This is a genomic window from Polynucleobacter sp. GWA2_45_21 (assembly GCF_001830325.1).
Lineage (GTDB): Bacteria > Pseudomonadota > Gammaproteobacteria > Burkholderiales > Burkholderiaceae > Polynucleobacter.
Genome location: NZ_MHZG01000001.1, coordinates 430,007 through 447,243, shown reverse-complemented (window position 1 = coordinate 447,243; position 17,237 = coordinate 430,007). Strand labels below are relative to the sequence as shown.

At 47.8% G+C, this 17,237-nt stretch carries 15 protein-coding genes; 3 read left to right on the top strand and 12 right to left on the bottom strand.

Going from position 1 to position 17,237, the window contains the following annotated elements:
• Positions 1-3: 3 nt before the first annotated feature.
• From secD to queA, 4 genes are all read right to left on the bottom strand, one after another.
• Positions 4-1,863: a protein translocase subunit SecD gene (gene secD / locus A2X74_RS02225; RefSeq protein WP_293628476.1), complete on the bottom strand. Its 1,860-nt coding sequence runs from the start codon at positions 1,861-1,863 to the stop codon at positions 4-6.
• A 25-nt stretch (positions 1,864-1,888) separates the two neighbouring features.
• Positions 1,889-2,215 carry a preprotein translocase subunit YajC gene (gene yajC, locus A2X74_RS02220; RefSeq protein WP_293628478.1) on the bottom strand — a complete coding sequence of 109 codons (327 nt, stop codon included), beginning with the start codon at positions 2,213-2,215 and terminating at the stop codon, positions 1,889-1,891.
• 146 nt (positions 2,216-2,361) lie between these two features.
• On the bottom strand, positions 2,362-3,519 hold the full coding sequence (gene tgt / locus A2X74_RS02215; protein ID WP_293628480.1) for a tRNA guanosine(34) transglycosylase Tgt: 1,158 nt from the start codon (positions 3,517-3,519) through the stop codon (positions 2,362-2,364).
• A gap of 8 nt (positions 3,520-3,527) precedes the next feature.
• A complete protein-coding gene (gene queA, locus A2X74_RS02210) occupies positions 3,528-4,562 on the bottom strand; it encodes a tRNA preQ1(34) S-adenosylmethionine ribosyltransferase-isomerase QueA (RefSeq protein WP_293628482.1) in 1,035 nt (344 codons plus the stop codon).
• Between the two features lie 30 nt (positions 4,563-4,592).
• Here queA and recG point away from each other — a divergent pair, with 30 nt between their 5' ends.
• Together recG and ubiA are read left to right on the top strand one after the other, a co-directional pair.
• Positions 4,593-6,680, top strand: a complete 2,088-nt coding sequence (gene recG, locus A2X74_RS02205) for an ATP-dependent DNA helicase RecG (RefSeq protein WP_293628484.1) — start codon at positions 4,593-4,595, stop codon at positions 6,678-6,680.
• A gap of 47 nt (positions 6,681-6,727) precedes the next feature.
• Complete coding sequence (ubiA, locus tag A2X74_RS02200; RefSeq protein WP_293628486.1) at positions 6,728-7,579, top strand: 4-hydroxybenzoate octaprenyltransferase; 852 nt, start codon at positions 6,728-6,730, stop codon at positions 7,577-7,579.
• Here ubiA and proC read toward each other — a convergent pair.
• Genes proC through A2X74_RS02175 form a run of 5 tightly spaced genes read right to left on the bottom strand, consistent with a single transcriptional unit; the run spans position 7,565 to position 13,086 of the window.
• The gene (gene proC / locus A2X74_RS02195) at positions 7,565-8,425 is read right to left on the bottom strand and encodes a pyrroline-5-carboxylate reductase (RefSeq protein ID WP_293628488.1); all 861 of its coding nucleotides are present in this window, start codon (positions 8,423-8,425) and stop codon (positions 7,565-7,567) included. The genes ubiA and proC overlap by 15 nt on opposite strands.
• A complete protein-coding gene (locus tag A2X74_RS02190) occupies positions 8,422-9,147 on the bottom strand; it encodes a YggS family pyridoxal phosphate-dependent enzyme (RefSeq protein WP_293628490.1) in 726 nt (241 codons plus the stop codon). Before A2X74_RS02190 ends, proC begins: the two co-directional genes overlap by 4 nt.
• A complete protein-coding gene (gene glcF, locus A2X74_RS02185) occupies positions 9,147-10,424 on the bottom strand; it encodes a glycolate oxidase subunit GlcF (RefSeq protein WP_293628492.1) in 1,278 nt (425 codons plus the stop codon). The genes A2X74_RS02190 and glcF overlap by 1 nt, the downstream gene beginning before the upstream one ends.
• An 8-nt stretch (positions 10,425-10,432) precedes the next feature.
• The gene (gene glcE / locus A2X74_RS02180; protein ID WP_293628494.1) at positions 10,433-11,581 is read right to left on the bottom strand and encodes a glycolate oxidase subunit GlcE; all 1,149 of its coding nucleotides are present in this window, start codon (positions 11,579-11,581) and stop codon (positions 10,433-10,435) included.
• Positions 11,581-13,086, bottom strand: coding sequence for an FAD-linked oxidase C-terminal domain-containing protein (locus A2X74_RS02175; RefSeq protein ID WP_293628585.1), 1,506 nt, complete (start codon positions 13,084-13,086; stop codon positions 11,581-11,583). The genes glcE and A2X74_RS02175 overlap by 1 nt, the downstream gene beginning before the upstream one ends.
• A gap of 26 nt (positions 13,087-13,112) precedes the next feature.
• Between A2X74_RS02175 and A2X74_RS02170 the strand changes: the two genes are divergently transcribed.
• Positions 13,113-13,682, top strand: a complete 570-nt coding sequence (locus tag A2X74_RS02170; RefSeq protein WP_293628496.1) for a cob(I)yrinic acid a,c-diamide adenosyltransferase — start codon at positions 13,113-13,115, stop codon at positions 13,680-13,682.
• Positions 13,683-13,732: 50 nt separating this feature from the next.
• Here A2X74_RS02170 and A2X74_RS02165 read toward each other — a convergent pair whose 3' ends face one another.
• Genes A2X74_RS02165 through A2X74_RS02155 form a run of 3 tightly spaced genes read right to left on the bottom strand, consistent with a single transcriptional unit; the run spans position 13,733 to position 17,225 of the window.
• Positions 13,733-14,857 carry a 3-deoxy-7-phosphoheptulonate synthase gene (locus A2X74_RS02165; protein ID WP_293628498.1) on the bottom strand — a complete coding sequence of 375 codons (1,125 nt, stop codon included), beginning with the start codon at positions 14,855-14,857 and terminating at the stop codon, positions 13,733-13,735.
• Positions 14,858-14,876: 19 nt separating this feature from the next.
• Positions 14,877-16,367: a metalloprotease TldD gene (tldD, locus tag A2X74_RS02160; protein ID WP_293628500.1), complete on the bottom strand. Its 1,491-nt coding sequence runs from the start codon at positions 16,365-16,367 to the stop codon at positions 14,877-14,879.
• 24 nt (positions 16,368-16,391) lie between these two features.
• Complete coding sequence (locus A2X74_RS02155) at positions 16,392-17,225, bottom strand: carbon-nitrogen hydrolase family protein (RefSeq protein WP_293628502.1); 834 nt, start codon at positions 17,223-17,225, stop codon at positions 16,392-16,394.
• Positions 17,226-17,237: the final 12 nt, after the last annotated feature.

Sequence of the window (17,237 nt, the reverse complement as noted above, 5' to 3'; positions counted from 1 at the left end):
GACTTATTTCTCCTGAGGACGCCAAACTTGGCCGATAGCGAGTTTTTGAACTTTTTTACCTCTGCCGTACCAGAGGTTAACCAGGCCACGTGAGAAAAAGACCGCTGAAAACATCGAAGTCAAAATACCAAGGCAATGCACTACCGCGAAGCCTTTGATTGGGCCGGAGCCAAATGTCAGCAATGCTAGACCAGCAATTAAGGTAGTGATATTTGAATCCAAGATGGTTGCCCAGGCCTTATCAAAGCCAATAGCAATAGCTGTTTGCGGAGCTGCACCATTACGTAGCTCCTCACGAATACGCTCGTTAATTAACACGTTGGAGTCAATCGCCATACCCAGTGCCAATGCCATCGCAGCAATGCCTGGCAGGGTTAAGGTAGCTTGCAGCATGGATAAAACGGAGATTAAGAGCAGTAAGTTCACTGCTAGTGCCACAACTGAGAAAGTACCAAACAAGAGGTAGTAGGCAATCATGAAAATAGCGATTGCTGTAAAACCAATGATGAGGGATTTAAAGCCTTTCTCAATATTTTCAGCACCGAGGCTTGGTCCAATCGTCCGCTCTTCAATGATTTCCATTGGGGCTGCTAAGGAACCCGCACGCAACAAGAGTGCCAAATCATTCGCACTCTCAGTAGTTGGTTGACCAGTGATCTGAAACTTGGAGCCAAACTCACTTTGAATAGTGGCAATTGTGAGAACCTCACCTTTGCCTTTTTCAAACAAGATCATGCCCATTGGCTTGCCAATGTTTTCACGTGTCACTTCTTGCATTACGCGACCGCCGGCAGCATCTAAAGAAATATTCACTGCAGGACGTTGGTTTTGGTCGAAGCCTGCGCTTGCATCCGTAATGCGATCACCACTAAAGATCACAGATTTTTTGAACACGCCTTGGCGGTTTTCACCAAAGCGGAAAACATCCATTCCTGGGGGAGGGGTCTCACCAATCGCAATAGTCGAGACGATGGGGTCAGCCAATCTGGACTCCAGAGTTGCTGTGCGACCAATGATGTCTTTTGCGCGAGCAGTATCTTGTACGCCTGGCAGTTGAACAACAATGCGCTCTGCACCTTGCTGTTGAATGACCGGCTCTTTAACGGCCAGCTCATTCACACGCTTATTGAGCGTCACGATATTTTGCTTCACTGCGTTGTCTTGGATTTCTTTTAAGGCAGTTGGCTTAAATTCGCCTACGAGTTTAGGTGATAGCCCAGTAGGCTTAATTTGCCAGATCAGATCAGGCTGGCTAGCCATCAATACTGAACGTGCTTTTTCAGCATCTTCAGTGCTACCAAAAGTTAACGTGATGCTGTCCTGGCCGCGTTCAATTCCTTGTTGACGAATCGATTTATCACGCAACTGACTACGAATATCGGTTGCCAAAGAAGTAACCTTCTTTTGAACTGCGCCCTTCATATCCACTTGCAGCAAGAAGTAAACGCCACCACGCAAGTCAAGGCCGAGAGGCATCGGTAATGCATTAAGCGCATTGAGCCAACTCGGTGTATTGGAGAGTAGGTTTAATGCAACTGTGAAATTGGGATCATTTTGATCAATATTCAATTTCTGTTGCAGCAAGTCACGTGCGCGCAATTGAATATCGGTATTGTTGAAGCGAATTTTGATTGAACCTACATTGCCTGTAGATTCAAAGAAGATGCCAGTATTACTAATGTTGTCATCCGTCAGAATCTTTTCGACTCGAGACTGTGTCGCCAAATCAACCTTGATGGTTGGTTTGGCGGACGAGACTTGAACCGCTGGAGCCTCCCCGTAGAAATTGGGTAATGAATATAGTCCTCCAATCAGCAGTGCAAATAGGATGACTATGTATTTCCAGAGGGGGTAGCGATTCATATCGAGATACTTTTAAACAAGCTTATTAAGCAGACTTCATTGAGCCTTTTGGCAATACTGTTGTAATGGCGCCTTTTTGCATTTGCACTTCAGTGCCAGCAGAAATTTCAACAGTCACTACTTGGTCTTTCAATCCGGTCACTTTGCCGATGATGCCGCCAACTGTCACTACTTCATCGCCAACAGCAAGAGACTCAAGCATTGCTTTAGTTTCTTTTTGACGCTTCATTTGTGGGCGAATCATGATGAAGTACAAAACTACAAACATCAAAATCAGGGGGAGGAAGCTCATCAAGCCACCAGAATCTGCACCCGCGGCTGGAGCCTGGGCAAAAGCGTTACTAATCCACATACAAAACCTCCATGAGTTACCGATTGGAAAATGCTTCAGTTTTTAGGCTTTTAAAGCAAAGCCGTAAACCCGCAATTCTAAACTGTATGGGGCTTGGAGGGCTGATTTTGGGTCAATAGGAGGTGCCCATTGACGCTCTAGGGCTATTAATCCTGTCCAGGCTCTACGCCGCGCTGACGATTCCGATGGAATTCCTCGCGATAGGCGCTAAATCGATCCTTGGCAAGGGAGTCCCTCACCTCTTCCATGAGCTGGAGGTAGTAGGAGAGATTGTGAATCGTATTCAGCTGTGACCCAAGGATTTCATTCGCCTTCTGCAGGTGGTTTAGGTAGGATCTGGTGAAGTTTTTACAGGTATAGCAGCCGCAAGTAGGGTCGACAGGGCGGTCATCGTCCTTGTAGCCTGAATTACGCAGCTTCAAGTCGCCAAAGCGGGTAAAAAGCCAGCCATTTCGAGCATTGCGAGTTGGCATCACGCAGTCAAACATATCGATGCCTAGGCTGACGCCAAGCATGAGGTCTTCTGGTGTCCCAACCCCCATTAAGTAATGAGGCATATGCTCTGGCAGCTTGGGGGCTGTGAAATTCAGAATGCGCTCAAACTCGGGTTTCGGTTCTCCAACGGACAGGCCCCCAATAGCAATGCCATCAAAGCCTTGTTGGCTGACAGCATCCAAGGAGAATTCTCGTAAATTCTCGAACATGCCACCTTGAACAATGCCAAAGAGGCCATTGCCTGTTTCGAGCTCGCGAAAGCGTTTTAAGGAGCGATCACCCCAACGTAGGGACATTTCTAGTGAAGCACGCGCAGTTTTTTCTGAGGTTGCTTGTCCTTTGACTTCATAAGGCGTGCACTCATCAAATTGCATGGCAATGTCACTATTGAGTACCGCCTGAATTTCCATCGACACCTCTGGAGACATAAATAATTTATCGCCATTGATTGGAGATGCAAAGGTCACACCCTCTTCGGAGATTTTTCGTAGAGCTCCCAAGCTAAAGACCTGAAAGCCGCCTGAGTCAGTGAGGATGGGTTTATCCCAGCCCATGAAGCGGTGTAAGCCACCATGCTTCTTAATCACATCCAAACCGGGTCTTAGCCACAGATGAAAGGTGTTGCCTAAAATAATTTGCGCCTTGGCTTCATTTAAATCCCGAGGCGTCATGGCCTTCACCGTGCCATATGTTCCGACCGGCATAAAGATCGGCGTTTGAACGCTGCCATGAGGAAGATCAAGTTGGCCAAGACGTGCAGGACTCGCAGAGTCGCGCGCGAGAATATTAAAGTGAACGGGTTTTGTCATGTGCTTGTTTAGTTGGTACGGCTTAAGAACATCGCATCGCCGTAGCTAAAAAAGCGATATTCATTTTGGATGGCATGTTGATAGGCATGGCGGATATTGTCTACACCAGCAAAGGCACTCACTAACATCAGTAAAGTGGATTTTGGTAGATGAAAGTTTGTAAGCAAACAATCTACAGCCTTGAAGGTATAGCCTGGGGTAATAAATAAATTGGTTTCGCCGCTGGCTTGTTGGCTTTGAGCCTGACTCTCTAAGGCTCGTAGACTCGTTGTCCCGACAGCAATGACTCTGCCACCTGTTTTGTGAGTGGTTTTAATTGCTTCAATAGTATCTGCTGGAACCGAAAACCACTCATAGTGCATTTTGTGTTTGCTAAGGTCTTCTTCGCGAACTGGTGTGAAAGTACCTGCGCCTACATGGAGGGTGACGGTAGCTTGATTAACTCCAAGCTCATTTAGCTTCTTCAAAATAACTTCATCAAAGTGCAATCCTGCCGTAGGGGCTGCAACAGCACCAGGGTTTTTGGCAACCACAGTTTGATAGCGATTGGCATCTTCCTGATTTGGCTGATGCTCTATGTATGGTGGCAGTGGCAATTCACCGAATCGCTCAAGCAAATCAAACACATTCTCTGGAAAGCGCACTTCATAGAATCTGCCGTCATAGCCAAGCATTTCCACTGGGAAGGTTTCACCCGCTTTGTTGTGGACATGGACAATGCTCCCGGTCTTGGGAACCTTGGAAGCTCTAATTTGCACCCAGGCTTGTTGATCGCCACTGATGCGTTCAATGAGGAGCTCCACATTGCCACCCGTCTCCTTTTTGCCATGTAGGCGCGCAGGGATTACCTTGGTGTCATTAAAGACGAGTAAATCCCCAGGTTTGATAAGGTTAAGAATGTCTGGGAATTTCCGATCGATCAATTGGGCGACATTACCCCCCTCTATATTCAGTTCTAAGAGGCGACTATCCGTTCTATTGGCCAGGGGATGCTGGGCAATTAGTTCGGGCGGGAGGTCGTAATTGAAGTCGGAAAGTTGCATAGCATTACCATCAGGTATTGGATTTTAACGATGACGACTAAGCGACCACCAACTGCACTCGAAAAGATGGGTTTAAACAGCCCTATGGCACTTGCTTTGCACCTGCCATCCCGTTACGAGGACGAGACTGAGCTTTTCACTATCGAGGAGGCTTTGGGTTTAGGAAGGTTTCATTCAATTCAGACTCAAGGTGTCGTGATTCGAAATCAGGTGATGTTCCGCCCTAGAAGGCAGCTTTTGGTCACGATTGAAGATGACACCGCTTCGCTACAGCTCCGTTTCCTCAATTTCTATCCAAGCCAGCAAAAGCAAATGGCAGTTGGCGCCCATGTCCGAGTACGAGGCGAGGTCCGAGAGGGTTATCAAGGCCCTGAAATGGTTCACCCTATAGTTCGGGCTGTAACGCCAGATGCGCCATTGCCAGCAAGTTTGACCCCGGTCTATCCCGCAAGTGCAGGTATCTCACAAACGATTATTCGTAAGGCGGTCTTACAGGCTTTACGGGATGCTAGCCTGAAAGAAAGTTTGGCGGAATTTTTGCCCACCAAACTCATGACAGAAATTTTGCCAAGCAATGATTGGCCGCCACTGCAAGATGCAATTGCGTATTTGCATCAGCCACCTGCCGACGCTAATACCCAATCTCTGCTGGAGCGCACACATCCTGCATGGCGCAGGGTGCAGTTCGAAGAATTGCTCGCCCAGCAGATTTCTTTAAAGCGGGCGCATGCTATTCGTAGAGAAAGGCGTGCTCCTAGTTTTGCAAAGGATCAGTCAGTAAGTAAGGTAAGCAAAAAAACTACCAGTATTGAAGATGGCTTACTGAAAGTTTTGCCCTTTAAGTTGACTGGTGCTCAAGCCCGAGTCTGGGCAGAGATTGGAGCTGATCTATCCAATACCTTTCCAATGAATCGCCTATTGCAAGGCGATGTGGGTAGTGGAAAAACGGTGATTGCCGCATTAGCTGCTGCACGAGCCATGGATCATGGCTATCAAGCTGCCATCATGGCGCCTACAGAAATTCTGGCGGAGCAACACTACCTCAAAATGCAGGAGTGGTTTGGACCTCTAGGCATCAAGATTGCCTGGCTCTCTGGCAGCTTGAAGGTTAAAGAGAAAAGACTTGCCCAAGACATAATTGAGAGTGGTGAGGCCCAACTCATTATCGGCACACATGCTCTTATTCAAGATAAGGTGAGTTTCGCTAAGTTGGGTTTAGCAGTGATTGATGAGCAACATCGTTTTGGTGTGAGACAGCGTCTAGAGATTCAGCAACGCGTTGGCTCGGAGCTGTTCTATTGCCATCAATTAATGATGTCGGCCACTCCGATTCCACGGACTTTGGCGATGACCTATTACGCTGACTTAGACGTTTCCGTGATTGATGAATTGCCTCCTGGTAGAAAACCGATTGCGACGAAGGTGGTGAAGGCTGCACGTAGGGATGAAGTGATTAGCGGTTTGCATGATTGGCTAGCAAAGGGACTGCAAGCCTATTGGGTTTGTCCTTTGATTGAAGAGTCAGAGGTATTGCAATTGCAAACTGCGGTTGAAAGTTTTGAGCAGCTCACACAAGCTTTGCCAAATTTCAAAGTGGGTTTAGTGCATGGCCGCTTGAGGAGTGAAGAAAAAGCTGCGGTGATGGCAGCCTTCAAAGCCAATGAAATCCAGCTTTTAGTTGCAACTACCGTGATTGAAGTCGGTGTTGATGTGCCCAATGCAGCTCTCATGGTGATAGAGCATGCAGAGCGCTTTGGTTATGCGCAAATTCATCAGTTGCGTGGGCGTGTAGGACGGGGTTCAGCAGATTCGGTTTGCATCTTGATGTATGCAGAACCTCTATCTTTAGCTGCGAAAGAGCGCTTACAAACTTTACGAGAAACGTCAGATGGATTTGTCATTGCCGAGAGAGATCTGTCATTGCGGGGTCCTGGCGAGTTATTGGGTGCCAAGCAATCTGGTGATGCGATGCTGCGGTTTGTGGATCTACAGCGGGATGCCTGGTTAATTGAGTTGGCCCAGATGGCCGCAGAGCGTTTGCTAGCAGAGCATGGGGAGTTGGTAGAAAGACATTTAGAGCGTTGGCTTGGCTCTCGTACCGAATTTCTAAAAGCTTGATAATGCGATCATGAGCATGATTGTTAAAAAGAAAGATGATTGATCTAATGCGCAATCGCATTGTTGCTTACGCCTATTTAATCCGTCTAGATAAGCCGATCGGCACGCTACTACTATTGTGGCCAACTTTGTGGGCACTTTGGCTCGCGAGTGGCGGCTTTCCTGAATTTCATCTACTCATCATTTTTAGCTTGGGTACATTTTTAATGCGTAGTGCCGGTTGTGCCATTAATGACTATGCGGATCAAGATTTTGATCGTTATGTCTTGAGAACTAAGGATCGACCGATTACCAGCGGCAAGATTTCTGGAAAAGAGGCGCTAGTCGTAGCGGCCACTTTAGCCTTTATAGCCTACCTACTCATTCAACCTCTAAATGCTCTGACCAAAGAACTCTCTTTCTTTGCCTTGGCAGTTGCGATCCTCTATCCCTTTACCAAACGCTTCTTTGCGATTCCACAAGCCGTTCTTGGTATCGCCTTTGGTTTCGGCATTCCGATGGCCTATGCCGCAGTTCTTGGCTTTATTCCTCTTGAGGCTTGGATTCTGTTTATCGGCAATATCTTCTGGGCCATTGCTTATGACACGGCTTACGCTATGGTTGATCGTGATGATGATTTGCGCTTGGGCTTGCGCACTTCAGCCATTACTTTTGGTCGCTTTGACGTGCTTGCAATTGCGCTGAGTTACGGCGTGCTATTTCTGAGCCAAGTTTTGGTTGCCCAACTGGCAAATCTCAATAATTATTTCTGGGTGGGTTGGTGTTTGGCTTTAACTTGCGCCATCTATCACCTGAAACTGGTATCGACCCGCAAGCGTGAGGATTGCTTCAAGGCATTTCGCCACAACAACTGGCTGGGGGGATTCCTATTTTTTGGAATCCTTTTAGGTCTTACCTAGTTCATCGCCCATGGCTTTGCCACGTTGACTTGCAGCATCAATCGCTTTTTCAAGCGCACCATGCCAATCAAGTTGCTTGAGTGTATCGAGTGCAGCAGCAGTTGTACCGCCCTTAGAAGTGACCCGTTCGCGAAGAACCCCTGCATGCTCATCAGAGTTATGGGCAAGCTGTGTGGCACCTTCTAGGGTGGCGTAAGCTAGTTTGCGAGCAGTGGCTGCATCAAGCCCAAGCTTTTCACCACTCGATTGCATGGCTTCCAAGAAGGCAAAAACATAGGCTGGCCCGCTTCCGGAAACCGCAGTCACAGCATCCATGAGTTTTTCTTCATTGACCCAGACTGCCTGGCCAACTGCATTGCAAATGGTTTCTGCTAGAGCGCGATCAGATGCGCTGACGCCAGGATCTGCAAATAGACCTGTAATACCTTTACCAATGAGGGCGGGGGTATTTGGCATAGCGCGAACGCAACGTGCGTGGTCAAGCCAGCGACTCATATCTTTGAGGCGGATGCCAGCAGCAATGCTGAGGATCAACGGACCTGGTGCTGTTGCATGTTTTAGTTTTGCGCTTAAAGACTTTGCCACTACATTGAAGTCCTGAGGCTTAATCGCCATGACTACAACATTGTTCTTAGAGAAGTCAAAAGCAATTTGATCCAAAGCGCCAATGATCTGCACGCCAAAATCTTGATGCAATTGCAGGCCCGTGCTCGCATTGGCTTCCACTACAGAAAGTTGCTTGGCTTCAAAACCGTTGGCGAGTAATCCGCTAATTAATGCGCGACCCATATTGCCACCGCCAATAAAGGTGATGTGGGCATTTTGGTTTGTTTGTTGTGTGCTCATACTTTTATCTTATCGCGCTTCCCAAAAATAGCGCTTCCTATACGTAACATGGTGCTGCCTTCAGCAATTGCAGCTTCCATATCATCCGACATTCCCATGGAGAGGGTATCGAAAAAGTCATACCCAAGATCATTGCTGTGCTTTGCTTTAAGTCCGACAAAACACTCCCTGACAGCAGCAAAGGCTTGGCGCTGTTGGCTCACATCATCGCTGGGCGCTGGGATGGCCATCAGTCCACGAAGTACCAGGTTGGGAAGTTTGGCAACGGCATCACAAAGTGTTTCAACTTCCTCAAGCGCTATCCCGCTTTTGGACTCTTCTTCGCTTACATTGATTTGAACGCAGACTTGAAGTTCACCCAGGTCAGGAAATTCTCCGCGTTGAGCGGAAAGACGCTCTGCAATTTTGAGGCGGTCAATACTGTGTACCCAATCAAAATGTTCTGCGACATCTCGCGTTTTATTGCTCTGAAGTGGACCAATGAAATGCCACTCTAGCCAAGGACGCAACTTCGCAAGTTGTTGAATTTTCTCAACACCTTCTTGAACATAGTTCTCACCAAAGGCAGTTTGGCCGGCATGCATGGCCTCTTCAACCGCTATTGCTGGAAAGGTTTTACTCACCGCAAGTAGTTGAATGTCTTCCGGCTCACGTTTTGCTGCTAACGCTGCGAGCTCCAACCTTCGCCTTACCAACATCAGGTTGGTGGTCACTTGACTCATTATCTAGTCTGACCTTGTTGACTGATGAGTTGATCAACCATCTCGATCCAATGTAGTACTGGGGTGTCATCTTGCTGAAGATGGGTGATGCAACCAATATTTCCGGACACAATGACTTTCGCACCAGACTCTTCGCAAGCGGCATTCAGGTGGGTCAGTTTATTATTGCGCAGCTGCTCTGAGAGTTCTGGCTGGGTTACAGAGTAGGTGCCTGCAGAGCCACAACAGAGGTGGCTATCAGTGCATAAGCGCACACCAATACCAATGCTAGCTAGCAGGCCTTCTACCTTCCCGCGAATTTGTTGACCATGTTGCAGTGTGCAGGGTGGGTGATACACCACGCCAGGCTTGGGATTGCTACCTACTAGAGAAATCAACTCACTCTCAAGCGCCGGCAATATTTCTGAAATATCTTTGGTGAGATCAGAAATCTTCTTTGCTTTGCTTGAGTATTGCGGATCATTTGCAAATAAATGGCCATAGTCTTTGACCATCACGCCACAACCAGATGCAGTCATGACGATGGCTTCAACACCTTGTTCAACTTGTGGCCACCAGGCATCAATATTTTGTTTGGCGTTATCAAGGCCACCAGCTTGATCGTTTAGGTGATAACGCAATGCGCCACAACATGTGGCGTTAGGCGCGCTAATGAGCTGGATCTTGAGTGCATCTAAAACGCGCGCAGTAGCCGAATTAATATTGGGAAGCATGCCTGGTTGGACGCAACCCTCGAGCAATAGCATCTTGCGAGAGTGGCTAGTCTGTGGCCTTGCATAGGGATCTGTATTTGTATTGAGCGCTTTATTTTTAGCTTCCGGAATTTTGCGCTGGATACCAGCCGGCATCAGTGGGCGGACTAAACGACCAATCGCCATCGCTGAATTAAATAACTTAGGACTAGTTAAACCTTCTTTCAGAGCCCATCGGGTGAGGCGCTGACCAAGAGGACGCTCAGGAGTGTTTTCTTCTGCCCACTTGCGACCAATATCCACTAAGTTGCCGTATTGCACGCCGCTTGGGCAAGTACTTTCACAATTGCGGCAAGTGAGGCAGCGATCTAAATGCATACGTGTTTTTTCAGTCGGCGCTTGCCCTTCAGCCATTTGCTTGATGAGGTAGATGCGACCACGCGGACCATCGAGTTCATCACCCAGAATTTGATAGGTGGGGCAAGTAGCAGTGCAGAAGCCGCAGTGCACACATTTTCCAAGAATTCTGGCAGCCTCTATTCCTTCAGGAGTATTGGCGAATTGGGGGGCTAATTGAGTTTGCATATAAAGACTTAAGGAAGGCGTGAAGTAGCAAATACGCCTGCTGGATCAAAGGCGGCTCTTAGGCGTGCTTGTACTGCCTCTAAAGCAGTTGAGTGCGCTTGCTCACTCAGAAGGGTAAAGCGTTGCTTGCTTGAGTCAACACTGCTTCCTTGCTTAAAGCGTGTTGCATGTCCACCATTAGCATTGGCTAATGCTTTGATGGATGCAAAAGTCGCATCATCGCCAGGCGCTTTAACCCAGCGTTGCTGTCCATGCCATTCCAAAGCAATATCACCAACAGCATTTTCAATTGCTAGTGGGCCACATGCGGCTGGCAGAGCTAAGCGATAGAGTGTGTCGGTGCTATTTAGGCTTGTGAAAACAGCTAAGCGCTGTTCACGTAAGTCGGTCCAAAAATTTTGTGCAACTACCGGATCTACTTCAACAGCATCGATAGCTGCATTCATCAATGGAATCGCGGCCTTAACAGCGGCAGCGGCGCCAGCGAGACGAATAGTTAGCTCACCATCACCACCGGTTGGGCTTCCAATCCAGCAACTAGCTGAGAGTGGTAAGGGTTGCCCAGCCCATTCATTTAAGAGGCGCAAAGTTTTTTCTTGGCTGAGCTGGCAGCGTAGGGTAGCTGTTGCTGCTGGCTTTGGCAGCACTTTTACAGAGGCCTCGAGTAATAGTGAGAGGGTTCCCAAAGATCCTGGCATCAAACGCGAAACGTCATATCCCGCCACATTTTTCATCACCTTGCCGCCAAAAGATAAGTCTTGGCCTTTGCCATCCATGATGCGTGCACCAAGAACAAAGTCACGTAAGTTACCAGTGCTAATACGACCAGGTCCTGCTAAGCCCGCAGCTATGGCGCCACCAAAAGTTGCGTTATCACCAAAATGGGGAGGCTCAAAAGCCAGCACTTGATTTTTCTCAGCTAGTGCTGCTTCAATTTCTTTTAATGGCGTACCAGCACAAGCGGTAATCACCAACTCTTCAGGCTGGTATTCCAAGATGCCAGAGTAGGAGCGCGTATCTAACTTGGCATAGGAATTGGTATTGCCATACCAAGACTTTGTTCCACCACCTTCAATGGATAAGGGTGTTTTATTTTTGGCTGCTGCCAGAATTTGTTCGCGAAATAAATCAATAGCCATATTGTTGGATGTGGACATTAGAAGCGCTCCAACTCAGGATGCGGCAAGTTACCACCACTAATGCGCATACGACCATATTCAGCGCAGCGATTTAATGTGGGGATAGCCTTATCAGGATTTAATAATCGTTCAGAGTCAAATGCGGCTTTAACACCCCAGAAAGATTCACGTTCACCTTCACCAAATTGAACGCACATGGAATTAATCTTTTCAATTCCAACGCCATGCTCACCAGTAATCGTGCCATCAAGCTCGACACAGGCTTCTAAAATTTCAGTGCCGAATTCTTCAGCGCGATGCCACTCATCTTGATCGGCGCCGTTAAATAAAATGAGTGGATGCATATTGCCGTCGCCCGCATGAAATACATTCAAGCAAGCAAGACCATATTTCTTTTCCATAACCTGAATGCGTCTGAGTAGAGTGCCAATATTTCTGCGAGGGATTGTTCCATCCATACAGTAGTAATCAGGCGCTAAGCGTCCAGCTGCAGGGAAGGCATTTTTGCGACCACTCCAAAATTTCAGGCGCTCCGCTTCATTTTGAGAAATCTGAATACCGCTTGCACCTGCTAGTTCAAGCACCTTGGTCATGCGCTCAATTTCTTCTGCAACCTCTTCAGGCGTGCCATCGGACTCGCACAGGAGAATGGTCTCAGCTTCAAGGTCGTACCCTGCATGAACGAATTCTTCTACGGCACGAGTAGTGGCTTTATCCATCATTTCTAAGCCAGCAGGAATGATGCCGGCAGCGATGATGGCTGCAACTGCATCTGCACCTTTTTCAATATCGTCAAAACTGGCCATGATGACGCGAGCTAATTTTGGCTTAGCAATCAGCTTGACCGTGACTTCAGTCACTACTGCAAGCATGCCTTCGCTGCCCATCACGATTGCTAATAAATCAAGCCCTGGGGAGTCTGGAGCAAGACTGCCAAATTCCACAATCTCGCCGTTCATCAAAATGCCACGGACTTTTAATACGTTGTGAAGCGTGAGCCCATATTTCAGGCAATGCACCCCGCCAGAGTTTTCATTCACATTGCCACCAATGGAGCAGGCAATCTGTGAAGAGGGGTCTGGAGCGTAATACAGGCCAAGATGAGCAACTGCTTCTGAGATAGCTAAATTGCGAACACCGGGTTGCACAACCGCAGTTCTGGTAAAGGGATCAATGCTGATAATCTTTTTGAGTTTAGCCAGTGAGAGCACTAAGCCTTGAGAAATAGGCATGGCGCCACCGGATAAGCCAGTGCCAGAACCGCGTGGAACGATCGGTACCTGCATTTCAAAGCAGGTCTTTAGGATCTGGGAAACCTGCTCCTCAGTCTCCGGTAAGGCTACTGCTAGGGGCATGCGTCGATAGGCTGCTAGACCATCACATTCATAGGGAATCGTGTCCTCAGGCTCCCAAAGCAAAGCATGCTCTGGAAGAATGGGGCGCAAGGCCGATACCAATTTGGATTGAAGGGCGGTAATGGCCGCGAGCTCGGGGGGTGGGGTCACCATATTCATAAGAATCATTTTAGCCATTTACCTATAATTAGTTCATGGGAAATCGACTTTCAAAAATAGCCACCAGAACTGGTGATGCAGGCATGACCGGGCTTGGTGATGGTAGCCGAGTAGAAAAGGATCATTTGCGCATTTGCGCCATGGGCGATGTAGATGAATTGAACTCCGAAATCGGTGTTTTGATGACTGAATCGATCCCTGAGAGCCTTGCTGAGGAGTTAAAAGCTTTATTTTTGCAAGTGCAGCATGATTTATTTGACCTGGGTGGCGAGCTTTGCATTCCTAATTACACCTTGCTTAAACCTGAGCATGTAGCCCAACTGGATGTTTGGCTAGAAAAATACAATGCAACTTTGCCTCCCTTGACTGAATTTATTCTCCCAGGTGGGACACGTGCTGCCGCTCAGGCCCATGTATGTCGAACAGTTTGCAGGCGTGCCGAGCGTTCGATTGTGCGTTTGGGTTGGGAAGAGCCTTTGTACGATGCTCCTCGTCAATACGTCAATCGCTTATCCGATTTGTTGTTTGTATTGGCGCGTGTTCTCAATCGTGCGGCAGGCGGCCAAGATGTTCTCTGGAAACATGAAAAAAAAGAGACTAAATAAATAGTCTCTTTTTGAATGAATAAAGCATCTTTGCTTTATTTTCTTACATCTTATTTCTTCGCTTTTCTACGATTCTTTACGGCTAATGCTAAGCGTTGCAATACATTGACTGAATCTTCCCAGTTAATGCAGGCATCGGTAATGCTCTTTCCGTATTCCAACTTATTTGGATCATCTTTTCCAGGTGTGAATTTTTGCGCACCATCATTCAGGTGGCTCTCAATCATCACTCCAAAAATTTGATTTGAGCCAGATTCAATTTGCTCAGCAATATTTTCTGCCACCACAATTTGACGCTCATGTTTTTTGCTGGAGTTTGCATGCGACAAGTCAACCATCAAACTGGCTGGAAGCTTTGCTGCTGCTAGCTCGGAGCAGGCTGCTTGAACATACTGCGCTTCATAGTTTGGCTCTTTACCACCACGCAAAATAACGTGACAGTCTTTATTGCCTTTAGTCTCCACAATAGAAACCTGGCCATTCTTATGCACAGATAAAAAGTGGTGTGGACGGCTAGCTGCTTGAATCGCATCAGTGGCGATCTTGATGTTGCCGTCGGTACCATTCTTAAATCCGATTGGCGCAGAAAGACCTGATGCTAGTTCACGGTGAACTTGGCTTTCGGTTGTACGTGCTCCGATGGCGCCCCAAGAAATCAGGTCGGCAATATATTGTGGAGAAATAACATCTAAGAATTCGCTACCAGCTGGCATGCCGAGGCGATTGATTTCCATCAGCACTTGACGTGCAATCCGCAAACCTTCTTCAATGCGATAGCTCTCGTCCAAGTACGGATCATTAATCAAACCTTTCCAACCCACTGTCGTGCGTGGCTTTTCAAAATAGACACGCATCACAATTTCAAGTTCGCCTGCAAAACGATCGCGCTCAGCAAGTAGTCGTTGGCAGTACTCAACAGCAGCGCTAGGATCGTGAATCGAGCAAGGCCCAATAATGACTAACAAGCGATCATCTTTTCCATGAATGATGTCGCGAATCTTTTTACGCGTTTTGCTAATCAATGCCTCAGTCGGCGTTCCCGAGATCGGGAAAAAGCGAATCAAATGCTCTGGCGGTGGCAGAACAGTAATGTTGTGAATGCGTTGATCATCTGTGTCTGACGTTTTGTCGACGGCAGCGTACCAGTTTGCGGGATTAGTGTTTTGTTGGCTCATACGGCTATTTTAAGCCGTATTAAGCAGTTCCTCCGACAGTCAGGCTGTCGATACGTAAAGTTGGCTGTCCAACGCCTACGGGGACGCTCTGACCTTCTTTGCCGCAAACCCCGATACCACCATCTAATTTCAGGTCATTTCCGATCATAGAGACCTGTTTTAGGGATTCGGGGCCGCTACCGATGATGGTTGCGCCTTTAACGGGATATTGAATTTTGCCGTTTTCTACCCAATAGGCCTCGGAAGCTGAAAATACGAATTTTCCACTCGTAATATCGACTTGGCCGCCCCCGAAGTTCACTGCGTAAAGACCACGTTTAATGCTGGCTACGATTTCTTGGGGATCATCTTTGCCAGCCATCATGTAGGTATTGGTCATCCGAGGCATTGGTAAAGAGGCAAAACTCTCCCGTCTTCCGTTGCCGGTGAGGGGCATATTCATGAGTCGGGCATTCAGGCTATCCTGAATGTAACCCTTCAAAATGCCGTCTTCAATCAGAGTGGTGCATTGGGTGGGCGTACCTTCATCATCAATATTGAGTGAGCCACGACGACCAGAAAGTGTTCCGTCATCTACTACAGTGACACCCTTAGCGGCAACGCGTTGTCCAATGCAGCCAGCAAAAGCAGAAGAGCCTTTGCGATTAAAGTCACCCTCGAGGCCATGACCTACAGCTTCGTGTAGTAACACTCCAGGCCATCCTGGCCCCATGACTACTGTCATTGGACCAGCTGGAGCGGGGCGGGAGTCTAAATTAATCAGGGCGCCATCCACAGCTTCGTCAACATATTGATTAATGAGTTCTGTATTGAAGTAGTGATAATCATGACGAGCGCCGCCACCCGAAGATCCAGACTCGCGGCGACCATTTTGTTCTGCAATCACATGTACTGATACTCGCACCAGCGGACGTACGTCAGCAGCTAATAAGCCGTCAGCCCGAACCACGAGCACCACATCAAACTCACCAGCAAGACTGGCCATGACCTGAATGATGCGCGGGTCTCGCGCTTTTGCACGACGCTCAATCCCTTCAAGAAGCGCAATTTTTTCTTGCGGTGCGAGTGAGTCTAGGGGATTTAAGTCTGAGTAGAGCTGGTTAGAAACGGGCGTAAAGATTTTGCTTGCAACAGCACGTGTACCGCCTTGGGGCCCAATCACACGAGTAGATTTAGCTGCTTTGTTAAGAGCTTCTAAATTAATTTCATCGGAGTAAGCAAAAGCAGTTTTATCTCCATAAATTGCGCGCACTCCCACGCCTTGATCAATGCTAAAGCTACCGGATTTCACGATGCCTTCTTCAAGACTCCAGCTCTCGCTACGAGTGTGCTGGAAGTAAAGGTCAGCATCATCGAGTTGGTGCGTAAACATATTGCCAAAGGTATGGCGCAAATCCTGCTCGGAGAGGCCAGTAGGTTCCAACAAAATCGATTTCGCTAGCTTAAGAAGGTCGGCCTGCTTCTTTGGCTTGGTCCAATCGCTCGGAAATAATGCTTCTGGTGCTCTCATCTTAATTTAGCTGAACTTTCTGTATTAAAGCTTGCGGTGTTTTAGTGCCGGTAGCTTAGAGCGTACCTCTTTTAATTTATCTTTGCTCAGTTTGCCCTGAATAAATCCCTCCCCCTCGGGCAGATTACTCAGGACCTCTCCCCAAGGGTCAATGAGCATGCTCTCTCCCCAGGTTCGACGTTGATTGAGGTGCACACCACCTTGAGCAGAAGCTAGTACGTAGCATTGGTTTTCAATAGCGCGTGCACGCAAGAGGATCTCCCAATGGTCCTTACCGGTTGTGTAGGTAAATGCGGCTGGAATGATGTGGCAATCGACTTGTCCAAGGGCGCGGTATAGCTCTGGAAAGCGTAGGTCATAGCAAATGCTTAAGCCAAAACGCCAGTCAACTTCATTGATCCTGATTGCAAATTGACCTGGTTGGCTGCCTGCTGCAATCGTTTCCGATTCTTCGTAACGCTCTGTTTCAGTTTGAAAGCCAAACAAATGGATTTTGTCGTAGCGAGCGATTTGCTGACCCAGGGGATCAAATACTAGAGAGGTATTGAGAACTTTATTGGATTCTTTCGCCTCAAGAGGAATGGTTCCGGCGACGAGATAAATATTATTTTCCTGTGCCATGGCTGCGAGGCGCTCTTGAATTGGACCTGATCCGGCAGCTTCTCGCGCCTTTACTTTATCCGTATCTTTCAAGCCCATTAAGCAAAAATATTCAGGCAGTACAGCCAGCTGAGCGCCGCAATCTGCGGCAGCTTTAATCAAGCCTGCCGCAACCTCAAGGTTTTCACTGAGGCTAGGGGTCGATACCATTTGAATCGAGGCCATACTGAGTTCAGAAGGATTTTTTGGCAAATTCATCTTATTAGCCTG